This is a genomic window from Streptomyces sp. NPDC002328 (assembly GCF_042890065.1).
GTDB lineage: Bacteria > Actinomycetota > Actinomycetes > Streptomycetales > Streptomycetaceae > Streptomyces.
In genome coordinates, this window is the sequence record NZ_JBIARQ010000001.1 from 1,418,742 (window position 1) to 1,433,252 (window position 14,511).

The window sequence follows — 14,511 nt, forward strand, 5'->3', positions numbered from 1 at the left end:
CCTCCCGCCGTTGACTACTCGATGACGAGCTCGACCTCGATGTTGCCGCGGGTGGCGTTGGAGTAGGGGCAGACCTGGTGGGCCTGCTCGACCAGCTTGCGGCCGGTGGCCTGGTCCAGGGAGTCCGGCAGCTCGACGCGGAGGGCGACCTTGAGGCCGAAGCCCTCGCCCTGCTTGCCGATGCCGACCTCGGCGGTCACGGCGGCCTCGCTGACGTCGACCTTCGCCTGACGGCCGACCAGGCCGAGGGCGCTGCCGAAACAGGCGGCGTACCCGGCGGCGAAGAGCTGCTCCGGGTTGGTGCCCTGACCGTCGCCGCCCAGCTCCACCGGCATGGCCAGCGCGAGGTCGATCTTGCCGTCGGAGCTGACGGCACGGCCCTCACGGCCGTGGGTGGCGGTGGCGACTGCGGTGTAGAGCGCGTCCATGGATGAACCGTCCCTTTCGGAAGTCATGCGTGGTCGGGGGGGTGGCCGGCCCTCGCGCGGTTCGCGTCCGGGCCGTCTCACGAACACAAGTAGAGCACACAATTAAGTTGTGCACAACTTAATTGCCCCGCCCAAGCTACGCTGGAACCATGACCCCGACGTCCACCCCCGCCACCGCGGCCGACGCCGCCACCCCCACAGCCGCCGAAGCCGCCGACACTGCCGCAGTCGGCGAGGAGAGCTGGCTCCAGCTGGACCGCCAGATCTGTTTCTCCCTGCACGCGGCCTCGCGCGCCTTCAACGGCGTCTATCGCGTGATCCTCAAGGACCTCGGGCTGACCTATCCGCAGTACCTGGTGATGCTGGTGCTGTGGGAGGAGGGCGCGCTGCCCGTCAAGAAGCTCGGCGCCCATCTGCGCCTCGACTCCGGGACGCTCTCGCCGCTGCTGAAGCGCCTGGAGTCGGCCGGCCTCGTGCGCCGCGAGCGCAGCGCCCGCGACGAGCGTTCGGTGGAGGTCCGGCTGACGGCGGAGGGGACGGCGCTGCGCGAGCGGGCGCTGCGGGTGCCGCGCCGGATCGTGGCCGCGACCGGGTTCGAGCTGGAGGAGATCCGCGAGCTGAAGGAGCGTCTGGACGTGCTGACCGCCGCGCTGGACTCGGCGGCCTCGGAGGAGGAGCCGGGCGGCGAGGGCTGCGCGGATACCACACGTGTCAACTAAGGCACGCTGAGTTATCCACAGGCTCTGCGGAAGCGGGCGGCGCCTGCTTCACTGTGAGTCGGATCGCACTGGGTGCTCACAAGGGGGAGGTCACGACATGACCTGGTTGATCACGGGCGGTGCCGGTTACATCGGGGCGCACGTCGTCCGGGCGATGACCGAGGCGGGCGAGCGGGCGGTGGTGTACGACGACCTGTCCACGGGGATCGCGGAACGGGTGCCGTCGGGGGTGCCGCTGGTCGCCGGCTCGACGCTGGACGGCCCGCTGCTGGCGCGCGCGCTCGCCGAGCACGAGATCACCGGTGTCGTCCATCTGGCGGCGAAGAAGCAGGTCGGCGAGTCGGTGGACCGGCCCCTGCACTACTACCGGGAGAACGTGGAGGGGCTGAGAGTCCTGCTGGACGCGGTGACCGCCGCCGAGGTGCCCTCGTTCGTGTTCTCCTCCTCGGCCGCCGTCTACGGCATGCCGGACGTGGACCTGGTGACGGAGGAGACGCCGTGCGCCCCGATCTCGCCGTACGGGGAGACGAAGCTGGCCGGCGAGTGGCTGGTCCGCGCGACCGGCCGGGCCACGGGACTGTCCACGGCCTCGCTGCGCTACTTCAACGTGGCCGGGGCGGCGAGCCCGGAGCTGGCGGACGTCGGCGTCTTCAACCTCGTCCCGATGGTCTTCGAACGCCTCACGGAGAACGCGCCGCCGCGCATCTTCGGCGACGACTATCCGACGCCGGACGGCACCTGCGTGCGGGACTACATCCACGTCGTGGACCTGGCGGAGGCCCATGTCGCCGCGGCCCGCGCCCTCCAGGCCTCCCCGGGCCACACCCTGACCCTCAACATCGGCCGCGGCGAGGGCGTCTCCGTCCGCGAGATGATCGACCGGGTCAACGCCGTCACCGGCTACGACCGCCCCGCGACGGTCACCCCCCGCAGACCAGGCGACCCGGCCCGAGTGGTCGCCTCCGCCGACCGCATCGCGGCCCAACTCGGCTGGAAGGCCAAACACGACGTCCAAGACATGATCACCTCAGCCTGGGAAGGCTGGGTACACCACCACCCAGAGGCGGCCCGGGCGTAGCCGGCGGGCGGTGCGTAGGCTGCCGGGATGATCGATCTTGAGCGTGCGGTGGGCGCCGTCGTCGGCTCGGCCGTGGGGGACGCGCTCGGCGCTCCGTTCGAGTTCGGCCCGGAGGGCGCTTTCTCGGAGCGTTTCCCGTCCGCGGGGCATGGTGGCGAGATGTGCGGGGGCGGCGGCTGGGATCCGGGCGAGGCGACCGACGACACGCAGATGGCGGTGTTCGTCGGGGAGTCGCTGCTGGAGTGCGGCGGGCTGGATCCGGCCGACGTCTTCCGCCGGTTCCAGCGGTGGGCGGCCTCCGATCCGAAGGACATCGGCCTCCAGACGGAGGCGGTGCTGAGCAGCGGCGATCCGTGGGACTCGGCTGCCGCACTGCACTTCCAGTGCAGTCAACGCGCGGCGGGCAACGGTTCGTTGATGCGGGCCGCCACCTCCGCCGTGTACTTCGCCGGGCAGGGCCGGGCCGCCACCATGGAGGCCGCCCGCCGTCTCGCCGCGCTCACCCACGGCGACCGCGCGGCCTGGGAGGGCACGGCGGTCCTGCACGAGCTGCTGCGGGTCGCGCTGGCGGGAGGCGATCCGCTGGCCGCGCTCCCGGACGCCCTGGCCGAGGTGCACCCCGAGCACCGCGCCCGCTACGCGACCGTCCTCGCCCCGGACTGGCACCCTGATCTGGCGACCGAGTTCAACGGCGCGGTCTGGCCCTGCCTGGGCTCCGCCGTCTGGGCCGTGCGCACCACCGCCTCCTACGAGGACGCCGTGCGCGCCGCCGTCGACCTCGGCGGCGACACGGACACCGTCGCCGCGGTCACGGGCGCCCTCGCCGGGGCCGTCCACGGCATAGGGGCCGTTCCCCGGCGATGGACGGACGTGCTGCACGTGCCGCTGCCGGGGTTCGGCGACCGGGTGCTGCGCACGGCGGACCTGGACGAGCTGGCGCGACGGCTCGGCGGGGCTTCGCTCACAGGGCCTTGATGGCCTCTGCGGTGGCTCGGGCCAGGGCGTTCAGGTAGTCCTTGGGGAGTTTTGGGGTGCGGATCACCACTGAGCGCCAGTACAGGGGGCCGGAGATCAGGTCGAGTGCCAGTTCGTCGTTCACGTCCTGGCGTACCTCGCCTCGCCGCGCCGCCGCCGCCACGATCTTCAGGGCGACGCCCTCCTGGCCGTCCCGCAGCGCCTTCTGCATGGCCTCGGCGATCTCCGGGTTGCGGGCCGCCTCGGCCTGGAGGTCCGGGATGATCTGCGAGGCCACCGGGTGCCGCAGCGCCCGTGACGTGACCTCGTACAGCACGCGCAGATCGCCCTCCAGGCTCCCCGTCTCCGGCGCCGGCAGGCCCTGCACGGCGATCGCCGAGACGATGTCCAGGACCAGGTGCAGCTTGGAGCGCCAGCGCCGGTACACGGCGGTCTTGCCCACCCCGGCGCGCCGGGCGATGCCCTCGATGGACATCCGCGCGTAGCCGACGGTCGCGAGCTCCTCGAACACGGCGGCCCGGATGGCCTCCGTCACGTCCTCGCGCAGCACGGCCGCTCCGGCGGGGGCCCGGCGGCGCGGACGCGTCGAGGGCTCGTCGGCGTTCGTCGTCATGCCGACCAGCATAGGGCGTTACGACGATACGGGGCCGTCCCCACGCAAACCGGCACCTGACCACACTCTCTCGCTCCACCTGCGTCACGACGAAACGGTTGCGTTCCGACGCCACTTCGACTTACGCTCCCGTTGCGACGATACGGTGCCGTCCCGACGTAAGGGGACGGCAAGAAACGCGTAAGGAAACGCCGCCCGCCGGTGTGCGCCACCCCGAACGCGGCAACCTCCCCCCGAGTGAAAGCAGCGGATGTGAGTCAGGTCCTCCACACACCGCCCCCGACGCGGCCCGTGCCCCACGAAGACCTCGCGGCCCTCGCCGCCCGCCACGGCCTCTCGGTCAGCGGCGCCCGCCCCTCCCTGCCCGCGTACGTGCGCCAGCTGTGGGCGCGCCGCCACTTCATCGGCGCGTTCGCCACCGCCAAGCTCACCGCCCAGTACAGCCAGGCCAAGCTCGGCCAGGTCTGGCAGGTGATGACCCCGCTGCTGAACGCGGCGGTGTACTTCTTCATCTTCGGTGTGCTGCTGGGCACCAAGAACGGCGTGCCGGACTACGTCCCGTTCCTGGTCACGGGCGTGTTCGTCTGGACGTTCACCCAGAGCTCGATCCTGGCGGGGACCCGCGCCGTCTCCGGCAACCTCGGCCTCGTCCGCGCCCTGCACTTCCCGCGGGCCGCGCTGCCGATCTCGTTCTGCCTCCAGCAGCTCCAGCAACTGCTGTTCTCCATGGCCGCGCTGGTCGTGATCCTGCTCTGCTTCGGCGTGCCGGTCTCCGCGTCCTGGCTGCTCGCCGTCCCGGTGCTGCTGCTCCAGTTCACCTTCAACGCCGGCGTCTCCATGGTCATGGCCCGGCTCGGGGCGAAGACCCCGGACATCGCCCAGCTGATGCCGTTCGTCCTGCGCACCTGGATGTACGTCTCGGGTGTGATGTGGAGCATCGACAAGCTGGTCAGCGCGCACAACGACCTGCCGTCCTGGGTCGGCCCCGTCCTCCAGGCCAACCCCGCCGCCGTCTACATCGACCTGATGCGCTTCGCCCTGATCGACTCCTTCCACGCCGGCCAGCTGCCCCACCACGTGTGGCTGATCGCCACGGGCTGGGCGCTGCTCGCCGGAGTCGGCGGCTTCATCTACTTCTGGAAGGCTGAGGAGACGTACGGCCGTGGCTGAGAACACCACCCCCGAGCGGGTCCCCACCGTCGTCGTCGACGGCGTCGACATCGTCTACCGCGTCAACGGCACGGGAGGCGGCCGCGGCTCCGCGACCGCCGCCCTCAACCGCATCCTGCGCCGCGGGAAGGCCGAACAGGCGGCGGGCGTGCGCAAGGTGCACGCCGTCAAGAACGTGTCGTTCGTCGCCTACCGGGGCGAGGCGATCGGCCTCATCGGCACCAACGGCTCCGGCAAGTCGACCCTGCTCAAGGCCGTCGCCGGCCTGCTCCCGGTGGAGAACGGCAGGATCCACACCGACGGCCAGCCCTCCCTGCTCGGCGTCAACGCCGCCCTGATGAACGACCTGACCGGCGAGCGCAACGTCCACCTCGGCGGGCTCGCCATGGGCATGTCCCGCGAGCAGGTCAAGGAGCGCTACCAGGAGATCGTCGACTTCTCCGGCATCAACGACAAGGGCGACTTCATCACCCTGCCGATGCGGACCTACTCCTCCGGTATGCAGGCCCGGCTGCGGTTCTCCATCGCCGCCGCCAAGGACCACGACGTCCTCCTCATCGACGAGGCGCTGGCGACGGGCGACCGTTCCTTCCAGAAGCGCTCCGAGGCCCGTATCCGCGAGCTGCGCAAGCACGCGGGCACGGTCTTCCTGGTCAGCCACAGCAACAAGTCGATCCGCGACACCTGCGACCGGGTCCTGTGGCTGGAGCGGGGCGAGCTGCGCATGGACGGGCCCACCGAGGAGGTCCTCCAGGCCTACGAGGCGTTCACCGGCGGCCCGGACAAGAACAAGGCCAAGCCGAAGGCCGCCGCCTGACCTGCGGGACAACGGCAAGAGAAGGGTGCCCCGAGCCATGCCGGCCCGGGGCACCCTTCTCCCCGTGAGGACTACCTCGCAGGGGCTACCTCGTGGGGACTATCTCGTCCGCGCTACCTCGTAGAGGCTACGAGTGCGTGCGCAGCAGCGTCCTCATCGTCCGCATCGCCACCGACAGGTTCGCCAGGTCGAACGCGTCCGAGCCCTGGATCTCCTCCAGCGTGGTGCGGGCCCGGCCCAGGATCGCCGCGTTCTTCTGCTCCCACGCCTGGAAGCGCTGCTCGGGCGTCGAGGTGCCGTTGCCGACCGCCAGGACGTCCGCGGTCAGCGCCGCGTGGGCCGCGTACAGGTCCTCACGGATGGAGGCACGGGCCATCGACTGCCAGCGGTCGGCGCGCGGCAGCTCGATGATGCGGTCCATCAGCTGGGTGATGTGCAGACGGTCGGCGAGGTCGTAGTACACCTCGGCGACGTCCAGCGGGTCCTTGGCCATCCGGTCGGCCACCGACACGATGTCCAGCGCCGGGAAAGCGGACGAGAACCCGGCCACGCGAGTGGCGAGCTCGTCGGTCACACCGACGCCGGTCAGCTCGTCGTGGATCTTCTGCCACCACTCCAGGTCCGCGCCCCGCAGCAGCTTCGTCAGCTGACCCCACACCTGCTCGACGCGGTCGGCGAAGAAGTCGACGGTCTCGGCGAGCTCCAGGGGCTGCGGCCGGTTGTTCAGCAGCCAGCGCGTGCCGCGCTCGACCAGCCGGCGCGAGTGCAGCCGGATCCGGGTCTGGACCTCGGCCTCGACCCGGTTGTCGAGCTCCTCGACCGCGTCCCACACCGGCGCCGACCGGAAGATCGCCCGCGCCGCTGTCTGCGCCCGCACGATCTCCTCCAGCGAGGCCCCGGTCTCCTCCCGCAGCCGGTGCAGATACGTCGTACCGCCGGTGTTGACGGTGTCGTTGACCAGCACCGTCGTGGTGATCTCACGGCGCAGCGGGTGGTTCTCGATCTGCTCGGCGAATTGCTCGCGCAGCGCCGTCGGGAAGTACGCGTACAGCAGGGAGTGCAGGTAGGGGTCGTCGGGCAGCGTGGTGTGCAGCAGCTCGTCCGACACCGTGATCTTCGTGTACGCCATCAGCACGGCGGTCTCCGGGCTGGTGAGGCCCTGCCCGGCGCCGAGCCGCTCGCGGATCTGCCGGTCGGTGGGCAGGAACTCCAGCGCGCGGTCCAGATGACCCTCCCTGACCAGGTGGCGCAGGAAGCGCTGCTGGGCGTGGAGCATGTCCTTGGACTGGGCGAGGGCGTTGGCGATCGCCGTGTTCTGCGCGTAGTTGTTGCGCAGGACGAGCGCGCCGACCTCGTCGGTCATCTCGGCGAGCAGCTTGTTGCGCTGCTTGACGGTCATGTCGCCCTCGGCGACCAGCCCGTTGAGCAGGATCTTGATGTTCACCTCGTGGTCGGAGGTGTCCACGCCCGCGCTGTTGTCGATGGCGTCCGTGTTGATCTTGCCGCCGGTGCGGGCGAACTCGATCCGGCCCAGCTGGGTCAGGCCCAGGTTGCCGCCCTCGCCGACGACCTTGACGCGCAGGTCCTGGCCGTCGACGCGGATCGGGTCGTTGGCCTTGTCGCCGACGTCCGCGTTCGACTCCGTGCTCGCCTTGACGTACGTGCCGATGCCGCCGTTCCACAGCAGGTCCACCGGCGCGCTGAGGATCGCCTTCATCAGGTCGGCCGGGGTCACCTTGGTGACGCCCGCCTCGATGCCGAGGGCCTCGCGGATGTGCCCGTTGACCGGGATCGCCTTCGCGGTGCGCGGGAAGACGCCGCCGCCGCCGGAGATGAGAGAGGTGTCGTAGTCGGCCCAGCTGGAGCGGGGCAGCTCGAACAGGCGGCGCCGCTCGGCGTAGGAGACGGCCGCGTCGGGGTTGGGGTCGATGAAGATGTGCCGGTGGTCGAAGGCGGCGACCAGGCGGATGTGCTCGCTCAGCAGCATGCCGTTGCCGAACACGTCACCGGACATGTCACCGATGCCGACGACCGTGAAGTCCTCGACCTGCGTGTTCACGCCAAGCTCCCGGAAGTGCCGCTTCACGGATTCCCAGGCGCCGCGCGCGGTGATGCCCATCGCCTTGTGGTCGTAGCCGGCGGAGCCGCCGGAGGCGAAGGCGTCGCCCAGCCAGAAGTCGTAGCTGCCGGCGACGTCGTTGGCGATGTCGGAGAACGTCGCCGTGCCCTTGTCGGCGGCGACCACCAGGTAGGTGTCGTCCTCGTCGTGCCGCACGACGTCCGCCGGGGGCACGACCTCCCCGGCGACCATGTTGTCGGTGATGTCGAGCAGCGCCGAGATGAACGTCCGGTAGCTGGCGACGCCCTCCGCCAGCCACGCGTCGCGGTCCGCGGCCGGGTCGGGCAGCTGCTTGGCGACGAAGCCGCCCTTGGCGCCGACCGGCACGATGACGGTGTTCTTCACCATCTGCGCCTTGACCAGGCCGAGGATCTCCGTGCGGAAGTCCTCACGCCGGTCGGACCAGCGCAGACCGCCGCGCGCGACCTTCCCGAACCGCAGGTGCACGCCCTCCACCCGCGGCGAGTACACCCAGATCTCGAACGCGGGGCGCGGCGCGGGCAGATCGGGGATGGCCTGCGGGTCGAACTTCATCGACACGTAGTCGTGGGGCGCGCCGCTCGCCGTCTTCTGGAAGAAGTTGGTGCGCAGGGTCGCCTTGATGACGGTGAGGAAGGAGCGCAGGATGCGGTCCTCGTCGAGGGACGCCACCTGGTCCAGGGCCGCCTCCAGCTCCTCCAGCAGCGCGTCGACGATCTCCAGCCCGGCGCGCTGGCGGTCCGGCGACATCCGCGCCTCGAACAGCGACACCAGCAGCCGCGTGGTGTGGACGTTCGTGCGGAGGGTGTCCTCCATGTAGTCCTGGCTGAACGTGGACCCGGCCTGCCGCAGGTACTTGGCGTACGCGCGCAGCACCATCGCCTGCCGCCACGTCAGACCCGCGCCCAGCACCAGCGCGTTGAAGCCGTCGTTCTCCGCCTGGCCGGTCCAGGTCGCCGAGAACGCCTCCTGGAACCGCTCGCGGGCGTCGTCGCCGAGGTGGTCGCCGGCGCCGCCGCGCAGCGACTTCGGGATGCGCAGACCGAAGTCGTAGATCCAGGCGACGCTGCGGTCGGAGCAGCGCAGCTCGTAGGGCCGCTCGTCGATGACCTCGACGCCGAGCCGGTTGAGGACCGGCAGCACCGCCGACAGGGAGATCGCGTCGCCCTTGCGGTAGATCTTGAAGCGGCGCTCGTCGGGCGCGGCGCCCACCGGCTCGTACAGGCTGAGCGAGAAGTTCCGCTCCTCGGTGAGCCGTTCGAGGTGGACGAGGTCGGAGACCGCCGAACGCGGGGTGTGGTCGGCCTTGTAGCCCTCGGCGAAGGCGTTGTTGTAGCGGCGCAGCAGCTCCGCGGCCCGCTCCTCGCCCAGTTCGGCGTTGAGCGCCTCGGAGAACGCGTCGGCCCAGGAGCGGGCCGCCTCCACCAGCCGGGCCTCGATGCGCTCCTTGTCGGCGTCGGACAGCTGCGGCAGTTCGGTGCCCGGCGGGACCCGGACGACGAAGTGCAGCCGGGACAGGATCGACTCGGTGTTCCAGGCGGTGAAGTCGACGCTGATGCCGCCCAGTTCCTCCTTGAGGATGTCGATGATCCGAAGCCGGACGCCGGTGGTGTAGCGGTCGCGCGGCAGGTAGACGAGGGCCGAGTAGTAGCGCCCGTACTCGTCCTGGCGCAGGTACAGCCGCAGCCGGCGGCGTTCCTGGAGGTACAGCACGGACGTCACGATGGAGCGCAGCTCGTCGACCGGGGTCTGGAACAGCTCGTCGCGCGGGTAGGTCTCCATGATCTGGAGCAGGTCGCGCCCGTCGTGGCTGTTGGGCGAGAAGCCCGCGCCCTCCAGGACGGCGTCCACCTTGCGCCGGATCACCGGGACCCGCAGCACGGACTCGGTGTAGGCGGCGGAGGAGAACAGTCCGAGGAAGCGCCGCTCGCCGACGACGTTGCCGTCGGCGTCGAACTTCTTCACGCCCACGTAGTCCAGGTACGACGGCCGGTGCACGGTCGCCCGGCTGTTGGCCTTGGTGAGCACCAGCAGCTTGTGCTCGCGCGCCTTGGCGCGGGCGTCGGCCGGGAGCCGCTCGAAGGAGGGGCTGACGGGGTGGGCGTCGCCGCCGGCATGGTGCGGGTCGGCCCGCAGGATGCCCAGACCGGTGCCGGGCACGGCCGCGAGGGAGTCGTCCTCGCGCAGTTGGTACTCGCGGTAGCCGAGGAAGGTGAAGTGGTCGTCGGCGAGCCAGCGCAGCAGCTCGCGGGCCTCCTCCACCTCGGGCCCGGGAAGGTCGCCGGGGACGGGCTCGTCGCCCAGCCGGCCGGCGATGCGCAGCGCCGCCTCGCGCATCTTCTCCCAGTCCTCGACGGCCTCGCGGGCGTCGGACAGGACGCGCAGCAGGTCGGCGGTGATCTGCTTGAGGTCGGCGCGGTCGGTCTCGCGGTCCGTCTCGACGTGGATCCAGGACTCGACGTGCGCGTCGTGCGGGAGGTCGCGGGAGGAGGGCGCCGCGGGGAGCACCTCGATGAGCTTGCCGGTGACGTCGCGGCGGACGACGATCTGCGGGTGGATGACGAGGTGGATGCCGCGGCCCTGGCGAGTCAGCTCGTTGGTCACCGAGTCGACGAGGAAGGGCATGTCGTCGGTGACGACCTCGACGACGGAGTGGCTGGCGGTCCAGCCGTTCTCCTCGACGGTGGGGGTGTGGACGCGCACGTTCGCCGTGCCCTGGGGCCGGTTCTCCGCGAGCCGGTAGTGGGAGAAGGCGGCTCCGAAGACATCGACCGGGTCACGGTGGGTGAGGTCCTCGGGGGCGGTGTGCAGGTAGTAGCGCTGGAGGAACGAGAGCACGGATTCGTGGTCAGGGGCTCCCGGGGTTCCCGGAGTGCCCTCGCCCGTCGTCCCGGTCGGTAGGTGCGCCCCGACCGGGCTGTTCTCAGCGACCCGGGCCGCCCTCTCGAGCAGCTCGGCCTTGGCTTCGTCCAGCTTGGTCTGCATTGTCCTCTGGCTCCTGTCGCGCGCCGTTGCGTGACGTAGAAGGAAGTACGGTCCCTTTCCCTCCGGCATGTCGCCACGACGCGGGGTGTCCGGTCTGCTCCGACGCTATGCCGCAAGGTGAGATGAGCGGGGGGATATCGGCCATACTCGGTGCGTCCCGGGGGTGTGACGCTGCTCTCTGCACCGCCGGCTCCGGGGATCGGCACGGCGTCCTGGGGGTTCTCATGACCCCGTCCCGCCCGCGAAGACCAGCGACCGCCGCCCGGGCCCGGAGTTCGTCCGAGGTCACCGGGCGCAGGGCAGGGGCCACGACGCCCCCGCGAACTATCGCGCTGATCACGCCACCAGGCTATCGCCCCCGACCCGGGGCCCGTCATGAGCCGTATGTGTACAAAACAGGGGGTGGAAGTTTGACGTTCTGCACAGGGGCGGGGGCGGGTGGGGTGTGTGAGGGGGGTGGCGCGGCAGGGTGGGGGTGCGGGGGCAGGAGTTGGCGGGCGCCGGGCCGCAAGGGTCGCGGGCCCAAGAGGTGCTGAGACGCAAGGGTCGCCGGGCCGCAGGGGCGTAGAGGTCGACGGGGCGCGGGAGGTCGCGGGGCGCAGCGGTCGCCGGACGTAGGGGTCACCGGGGCGTAGGGGCCAACGGGGCCGACGGGACGCAGGGCGTCGTGGGGCCCATCGGTCACCGGGGCGCAGGGGTCGCCGGGGGCCCGTGCCGGGGGGACCCTGAGAACATGCCGCCTCTTGGCGAGGGCGCCCCCAAGAGGCAGGTCGGCCGCGCGTGAAGAGCGTCCGTCCGAGAGGAGCCGCCGACATGACCGCGAAGATCCTCATCGTCACCGGCGACGCAGCGGAGAGCCTGGAAGTGCTGTACCCCTACCAGCGCCTGCGCGAGGAGGGCTACGACGTCCACATCGCGGCGCCCGCCCGCAAACGGCTCCGCTTCGTCGTGCACGACTTCGAACCCGGCTTCGACACCTACACCGAGAAGCCCGGGTACACCTGGCCCGCCGACCTCGCCTTCTCCGAGGTCGACCCCGGTCAGTACGCCGCCGTCGTCGTCCCCGGCGGCCGCGCCCCGGAGTACCTCCGCAACGACCCCGAGCTGCGCAAGATCCTCAAGTCGTTCTTCGACGCGGACAAGCCGGTGGCCCAGATCTGCCACGGCCCGCTCCTCACCGCCGCGGTGGACGGCCTCACCGGCCGCCGCGTCACGGCGTACCCGGCGCTGGAGCCCGACATGCAGACCGCCGGCGCGACCTTCCAGGACGCGGAGGCGGTCGTCGACGGCACCCTGATCTCCTCCCGCGCCTGGCCGGACCACCCGGCCTGGATGCGCGAGTTCCTGAAGATCCTCCGCGCGAAGACGCCGGCTGGCTGAGCTGCGGGGATGGGTGTCCGGGGCTGGGCCGCTGCGGGCCGGCTGTTGACGCGGTCGGACCCACAGGTCGGCCTGTGACGCGGTGCGGCTGCGAGGCGATCGGGCCGCGGGCCGGCTCGTGACGCTGCCGGGCTGCGGGTCGGCCCGCGCGGGGGTCCGGCCGCGCGTCGGCTTGCGACGCGGCACGGCCGCGAGTCGGCCGGCAGCGCGGTCGGGCCCGGCGGGTCGGCCCGTGCGAGGTCCGGTTGCCGGCCTACGCGGGGCCGGGCCGGACCGCGTCGGTCCGGGCGTGGGCCGGCGGTGAGTCGGTGCTGCCCCCGGAGGGCTTCGTGCGGAGTACCGCGCGGGCCTGTTCCGCTGCGCGGGCGGTGCTCTCGGCGACGAAGTCGAGGAAGCGGGCGATGTTCTCCAGGCGGTCGGCGGTCGGAGTGTCGGGGCCGAAGACGCCGACGCCCTGCCGCGCGAGCTCGACGATCTGGGCGACGGACCGGGCGCTGGCCATCATCGACTGGTACCAGACGTCGTCGTCGACGACATACCGCTCACGGCGGCGCTCGTCACGCTCACGCCGGGCGAGGCCCTGGCTCTCGAGGAACCCGATCGCCTTGGAAACGGACGCCGGGCTGACCTGGAGCCGCTGGACGAGTTCGGACGCGGTGAGGCTGCCGCTGTCGGTGAGGGTGAGGCAGGCCATCACCCGGGCGGTCATCTTCGGCATGCCCGACGCCATCATGACGGTCGTGAACGTCTCCTCGAACTCGCGCACGGCCTCGCCGTCCCGCCCGTAGGCGGGCGAGGACGCCTCCGCCCCCCGGGCCGCGGCGGGCCTGCGCCGGTGGGTGCGGCGCTCGGTGGCGCGGTGGGCCAGGTCGGCGCGGTAGGCGGTGGGGCCGCCGTTGCGCATCACCTCGCGTGTGATCGTCGAGGTCGGCCGCTCCAGGCGTCTGGCGATCTCCGCGTAGGCGAGGCCGTCGGCCAGTCCCAGCGCGATCTGCTGGCGTTCCTGCTGGGTGAGCCTGCCTCCGGGCATCGCGTTCTCCTTCGTTCCCCTCGGTGCCGTTTCCCTCGGCGCCGCCCCCAGCATAGCGTTCACCACCACCCCATTGCAACGCTCAGCCATCTGTCATTGCGTTAAATCCTGAACCATTGCAACGATTATGCGACTCTGAGCTGCGTGAACACCGATTTCACGCAACGAAGGTGTTGAGCAATCCGTGAATGCAACGTAGCTTTTCCATCGTCGGAAACGACAAGCCGCAACAACGACCGAGCCACAGGAGATCACGATGCAGACCTTCGACACCCCCGCCCCGATCGCCACCGTCCTCGACGTCCCCGCGGGCCGCATCCGCTTCATCGCCGCCGACCGCGCCGACACCACCGTCGAGGTCCTCCCCGCCGACGCATCCAAGAGCCGCGACGTGAAGGCCGCGGAGCAGACCACGGTCGAGTACGGCGACGGCGTCCTGCGGATCGAGGCCGCACCGGCGACGAACCGGATCCTCGGCCACTCCGGATACGTCGAGGTGACCGTCCAGCTGCCGGCCGGCTCCCACGTCGAGGCGAAGACGTCCGACGGCGAGTTCCGCGGCGTCGGACGGCTCGGCGACGTCGCCATCAAGAGCGCGCAGGGCACGGTCAAGCTCGACGAGGCCGCGAGCGCCCGCCTCGCCCTCCTCGCCGGCGACATCACCGTCGGCCGCCTCGGCGGCTCCGCGGAGATCAGCACCCAGAAGGGCGACCTCCGGATCGCCGAGGCCGTGCGCGGCACGGTCGTGCTGCGCACCGAGTCCGGCGAGGTGTCGGTCGGCGCCGCCCGCGGCGTCTCCGCCTCGCTGGACGCCGGAACCGCCTACGGCCGCATCGACAACGCGCTCAAGAACACCGACGGCGCCGCCGCCGGCCTGAAGATCCACGCGACCACCAGCTACGGCGACATCACCGCCCGCAGCCTCTGACCCGTCCCAGCCTCCGAGGAGCACCCGACATGACGAACCTGGCCATCGCGGCTGACGGACTGCGCAAGTCCTACGGCGACAAGACCGTGCTGGACGGCGTCGACCTGGCCGTCCCCGAAGGAACGGTCTTCTCCCTGCTCGGCCCGAACGGCGCGGGCAAGACCACCGCCGTGAAGATCCTCTCCACCCTCATCGGCGCCGACGGCGGCCAGGCCCGGGTCGGCGGTCACGACCTCGCCGCCGACCCGCACGCCGTCCGCGCCGCGATCGGCGTCACCGGCCAGTTCTCC

At 71.2% G+C, this 14,511-nt stretch carries 12 protein-coding genes; 8 read left to right on the forward strand and 4 right to left on the reverse strand.

Annotation, left to right across the window (positions count from 1 at the left end; translation table 11 throughout):
• Window positions 1-14: 14 nt before the first annotated feature.
• Entirely contained in the window at window positions 15-428 is a 414-nt protein-coding gene (locus ACFYX4_RS06320; protein ID WP_389326590.1) for an organic hydroperoxide resistance protein, read from the reverse strand.
• 149 nt (window positions 429-577) lie between these two features.
• Here ACFYX4_RS06320 and ACFYX4_RS06325 point away from each other — a divergent pair, with 149 nt between their 5' ends.
• The 3 genes from ACFYX4_RS06325 (at window position 578) to ACFYX4_RS06335 (ending at window position 3,200) form a co-directional block, all read left to right on the forward strand.
• Window positions 578-1,147, forward strand: coding sequence for a MarR family winged helix-turn-helix transcriptional regulator (locus ACFYX4_RS06325; RefSeq protein WP_389326593.1), 570 nt, complete (start codon window positions 578-580; stop codon window positions 1,145-1,147).
• Window positions 1,148-1,244: 97 nt separating this feature from the next.
• Window positions 1,245-2,225: a UDP-glucose 4-epimerase GalE gene (galE, locus tag ACFYX4_RS06330; protein WP_389326596.1), complete on the forward strand. Its 981-nt coding sequence runs from the start codon at window positions 1,245-1,247 to the stop codon at window positions 2,223-2,225.
• A 27-nt stretch (window positions 2,226-2,252) separates the two neighbouring features.
• The gene (locus ACFYX4_RS06335; protein ID WP_389326599.1) at window positions 2,253-3,200 is read left to right on the forward strand and encodes an ADP-ribosylglycohydrolase family protein; all 948 of its coding nucleotides are present in this window, start codon (window positions 2,253-2,255) and stop codon (window positions 3,198-3,200) included.
• On the opposite strand, the gene ACFYX4_RS06340 is transcribed toward ACFYX4_RS06335, so the two are convergent.
• Window positions 3,187-3,825: a TetR/AcrR family transcriptional regulator gene (locus ACFYX4_RS06340; RefSeq protein WP_389326602.1), complete on the reverse strand. Its 639-nt coding sequence runs from the start codon at window positions 3,823-3,825 to the stop codon at window positions 3,187-3,189. The genes ACFYX4_RS06335 and ACFYX4_RS06340 overlap by 14 nt on opposite strands.
• A 240-nt stretch (window positions 3,826-4,065) precedes the next feature.
• On the opposite strand from ACFYX4_RS06340, the gene ACFYX4_RS06345 reads away from it, so the two are divergent.
• Together ACFYX4_RS06345 and ACFYX4_RS06350 are read left to right on the forward strand one after the other, a co-directional pair.
• The gene (locus ACFYX4_RS06345; RefSeq protein ID WP_389326605.1) at window positions 4,066-4,983 is read left to right on the forward strand and encodes an ABC transporter permease; all 918 of its coding nucleotides are present in this window, start codon (window positions 4,066-4,068) and stop codon (window positions 4,981-4,983) included.
• Window positions 4,976-5,800, forward strand: a complete 825-nt coding sequence (locus ACFYX4_RS06350) for an ABC transporter ATP-binding protein (protein ID WP_389326608.1) — start codon at window positions 4,976-4,978, stop codon at window positions 5,798-5,800. The genes ACFYX4_RS06345 and ACFYX4_RS06350 overlap by 8 nt, the downstream gene beginning before the upstream one ends.
• Before the next feature lie 127 nt (window positions 5,801-5,927).
• On the opposite strand, the gene ACFYX4_RS06355 is transcribed toward ACFYX4_RS06350, so the two are convergent.
• On the reverse strand, window positions 5,928-10,883 hold the full coding sequence (locus ACFYX4_RS06355; RefSeq protein WP_389326611.1) for an NAD-glutamate dehydrogenase: 4,956 nt from the start codon (window positions 10,881-10,883) through the stop codon (window positions 5,928-5,930).
• 813 nt (window positions 10,884-11,696) lie between these two features.
• Between ACFYX4_RS06355 and ACFYX4_RS06360 the strand changes: the two genes are divergently transcribed.
• A complete protein-coding gene (locus ACFYX4_RS06360; protein WP_389326614.1) occupies window positions 11,697-12,263 on the forward strand; it encodes a DJ-1/PfpI family protein in 567 nt (188 codons plus the stop codon).
• A gap of 253 nt (window positions 12,264-12,516) precedes the next feature.
• Here ACFYX4_RS06360 and ACFYX4_RS06365 read toward each other — a convergent pair whose 3' ends face one another.
• The gene (locus ACFYX4_RS06365) at window positions 12,517-13,293 is read right to left on the reverse strand and encodes a helix-turn-helix domain-containing protein (protein ID WP_389326617.1); all 777 of its coding nucleotides are present in this window, start codon (window positions 13,291-13,293) and stop codon (window positions 12,517-12,519) included.
• A 256-nt stretch (window positions 13,294-13,549) separates the two neighbouring features.
• Here ACFYX4_RS06365 and ACFYX4_RS06370 point away from each other — a divergent pair, with 256 nt between their 5' ends.
• Entirely contained in the window at window positions 13,550-14,221 is a 672-nt protein-coding gene (locus ACFYX4_RS06370; RefSeq protein WP_389326620.1) for a DUF4097 family beta strand repeat-containing protein, read from the forward strand.
• A gap of 29 nt (window positions 14,222-14,250) precedes the next feature.
• Window positions 14,251-14,511, forward strand: a 261-nt coding sequence (locus ACFYX4_RS06375) for an ATP-binding cassette domain-containing protein (RefSeq protein WP_389326623.1), incomplete at its 3' end; no start/stop codon positions are given.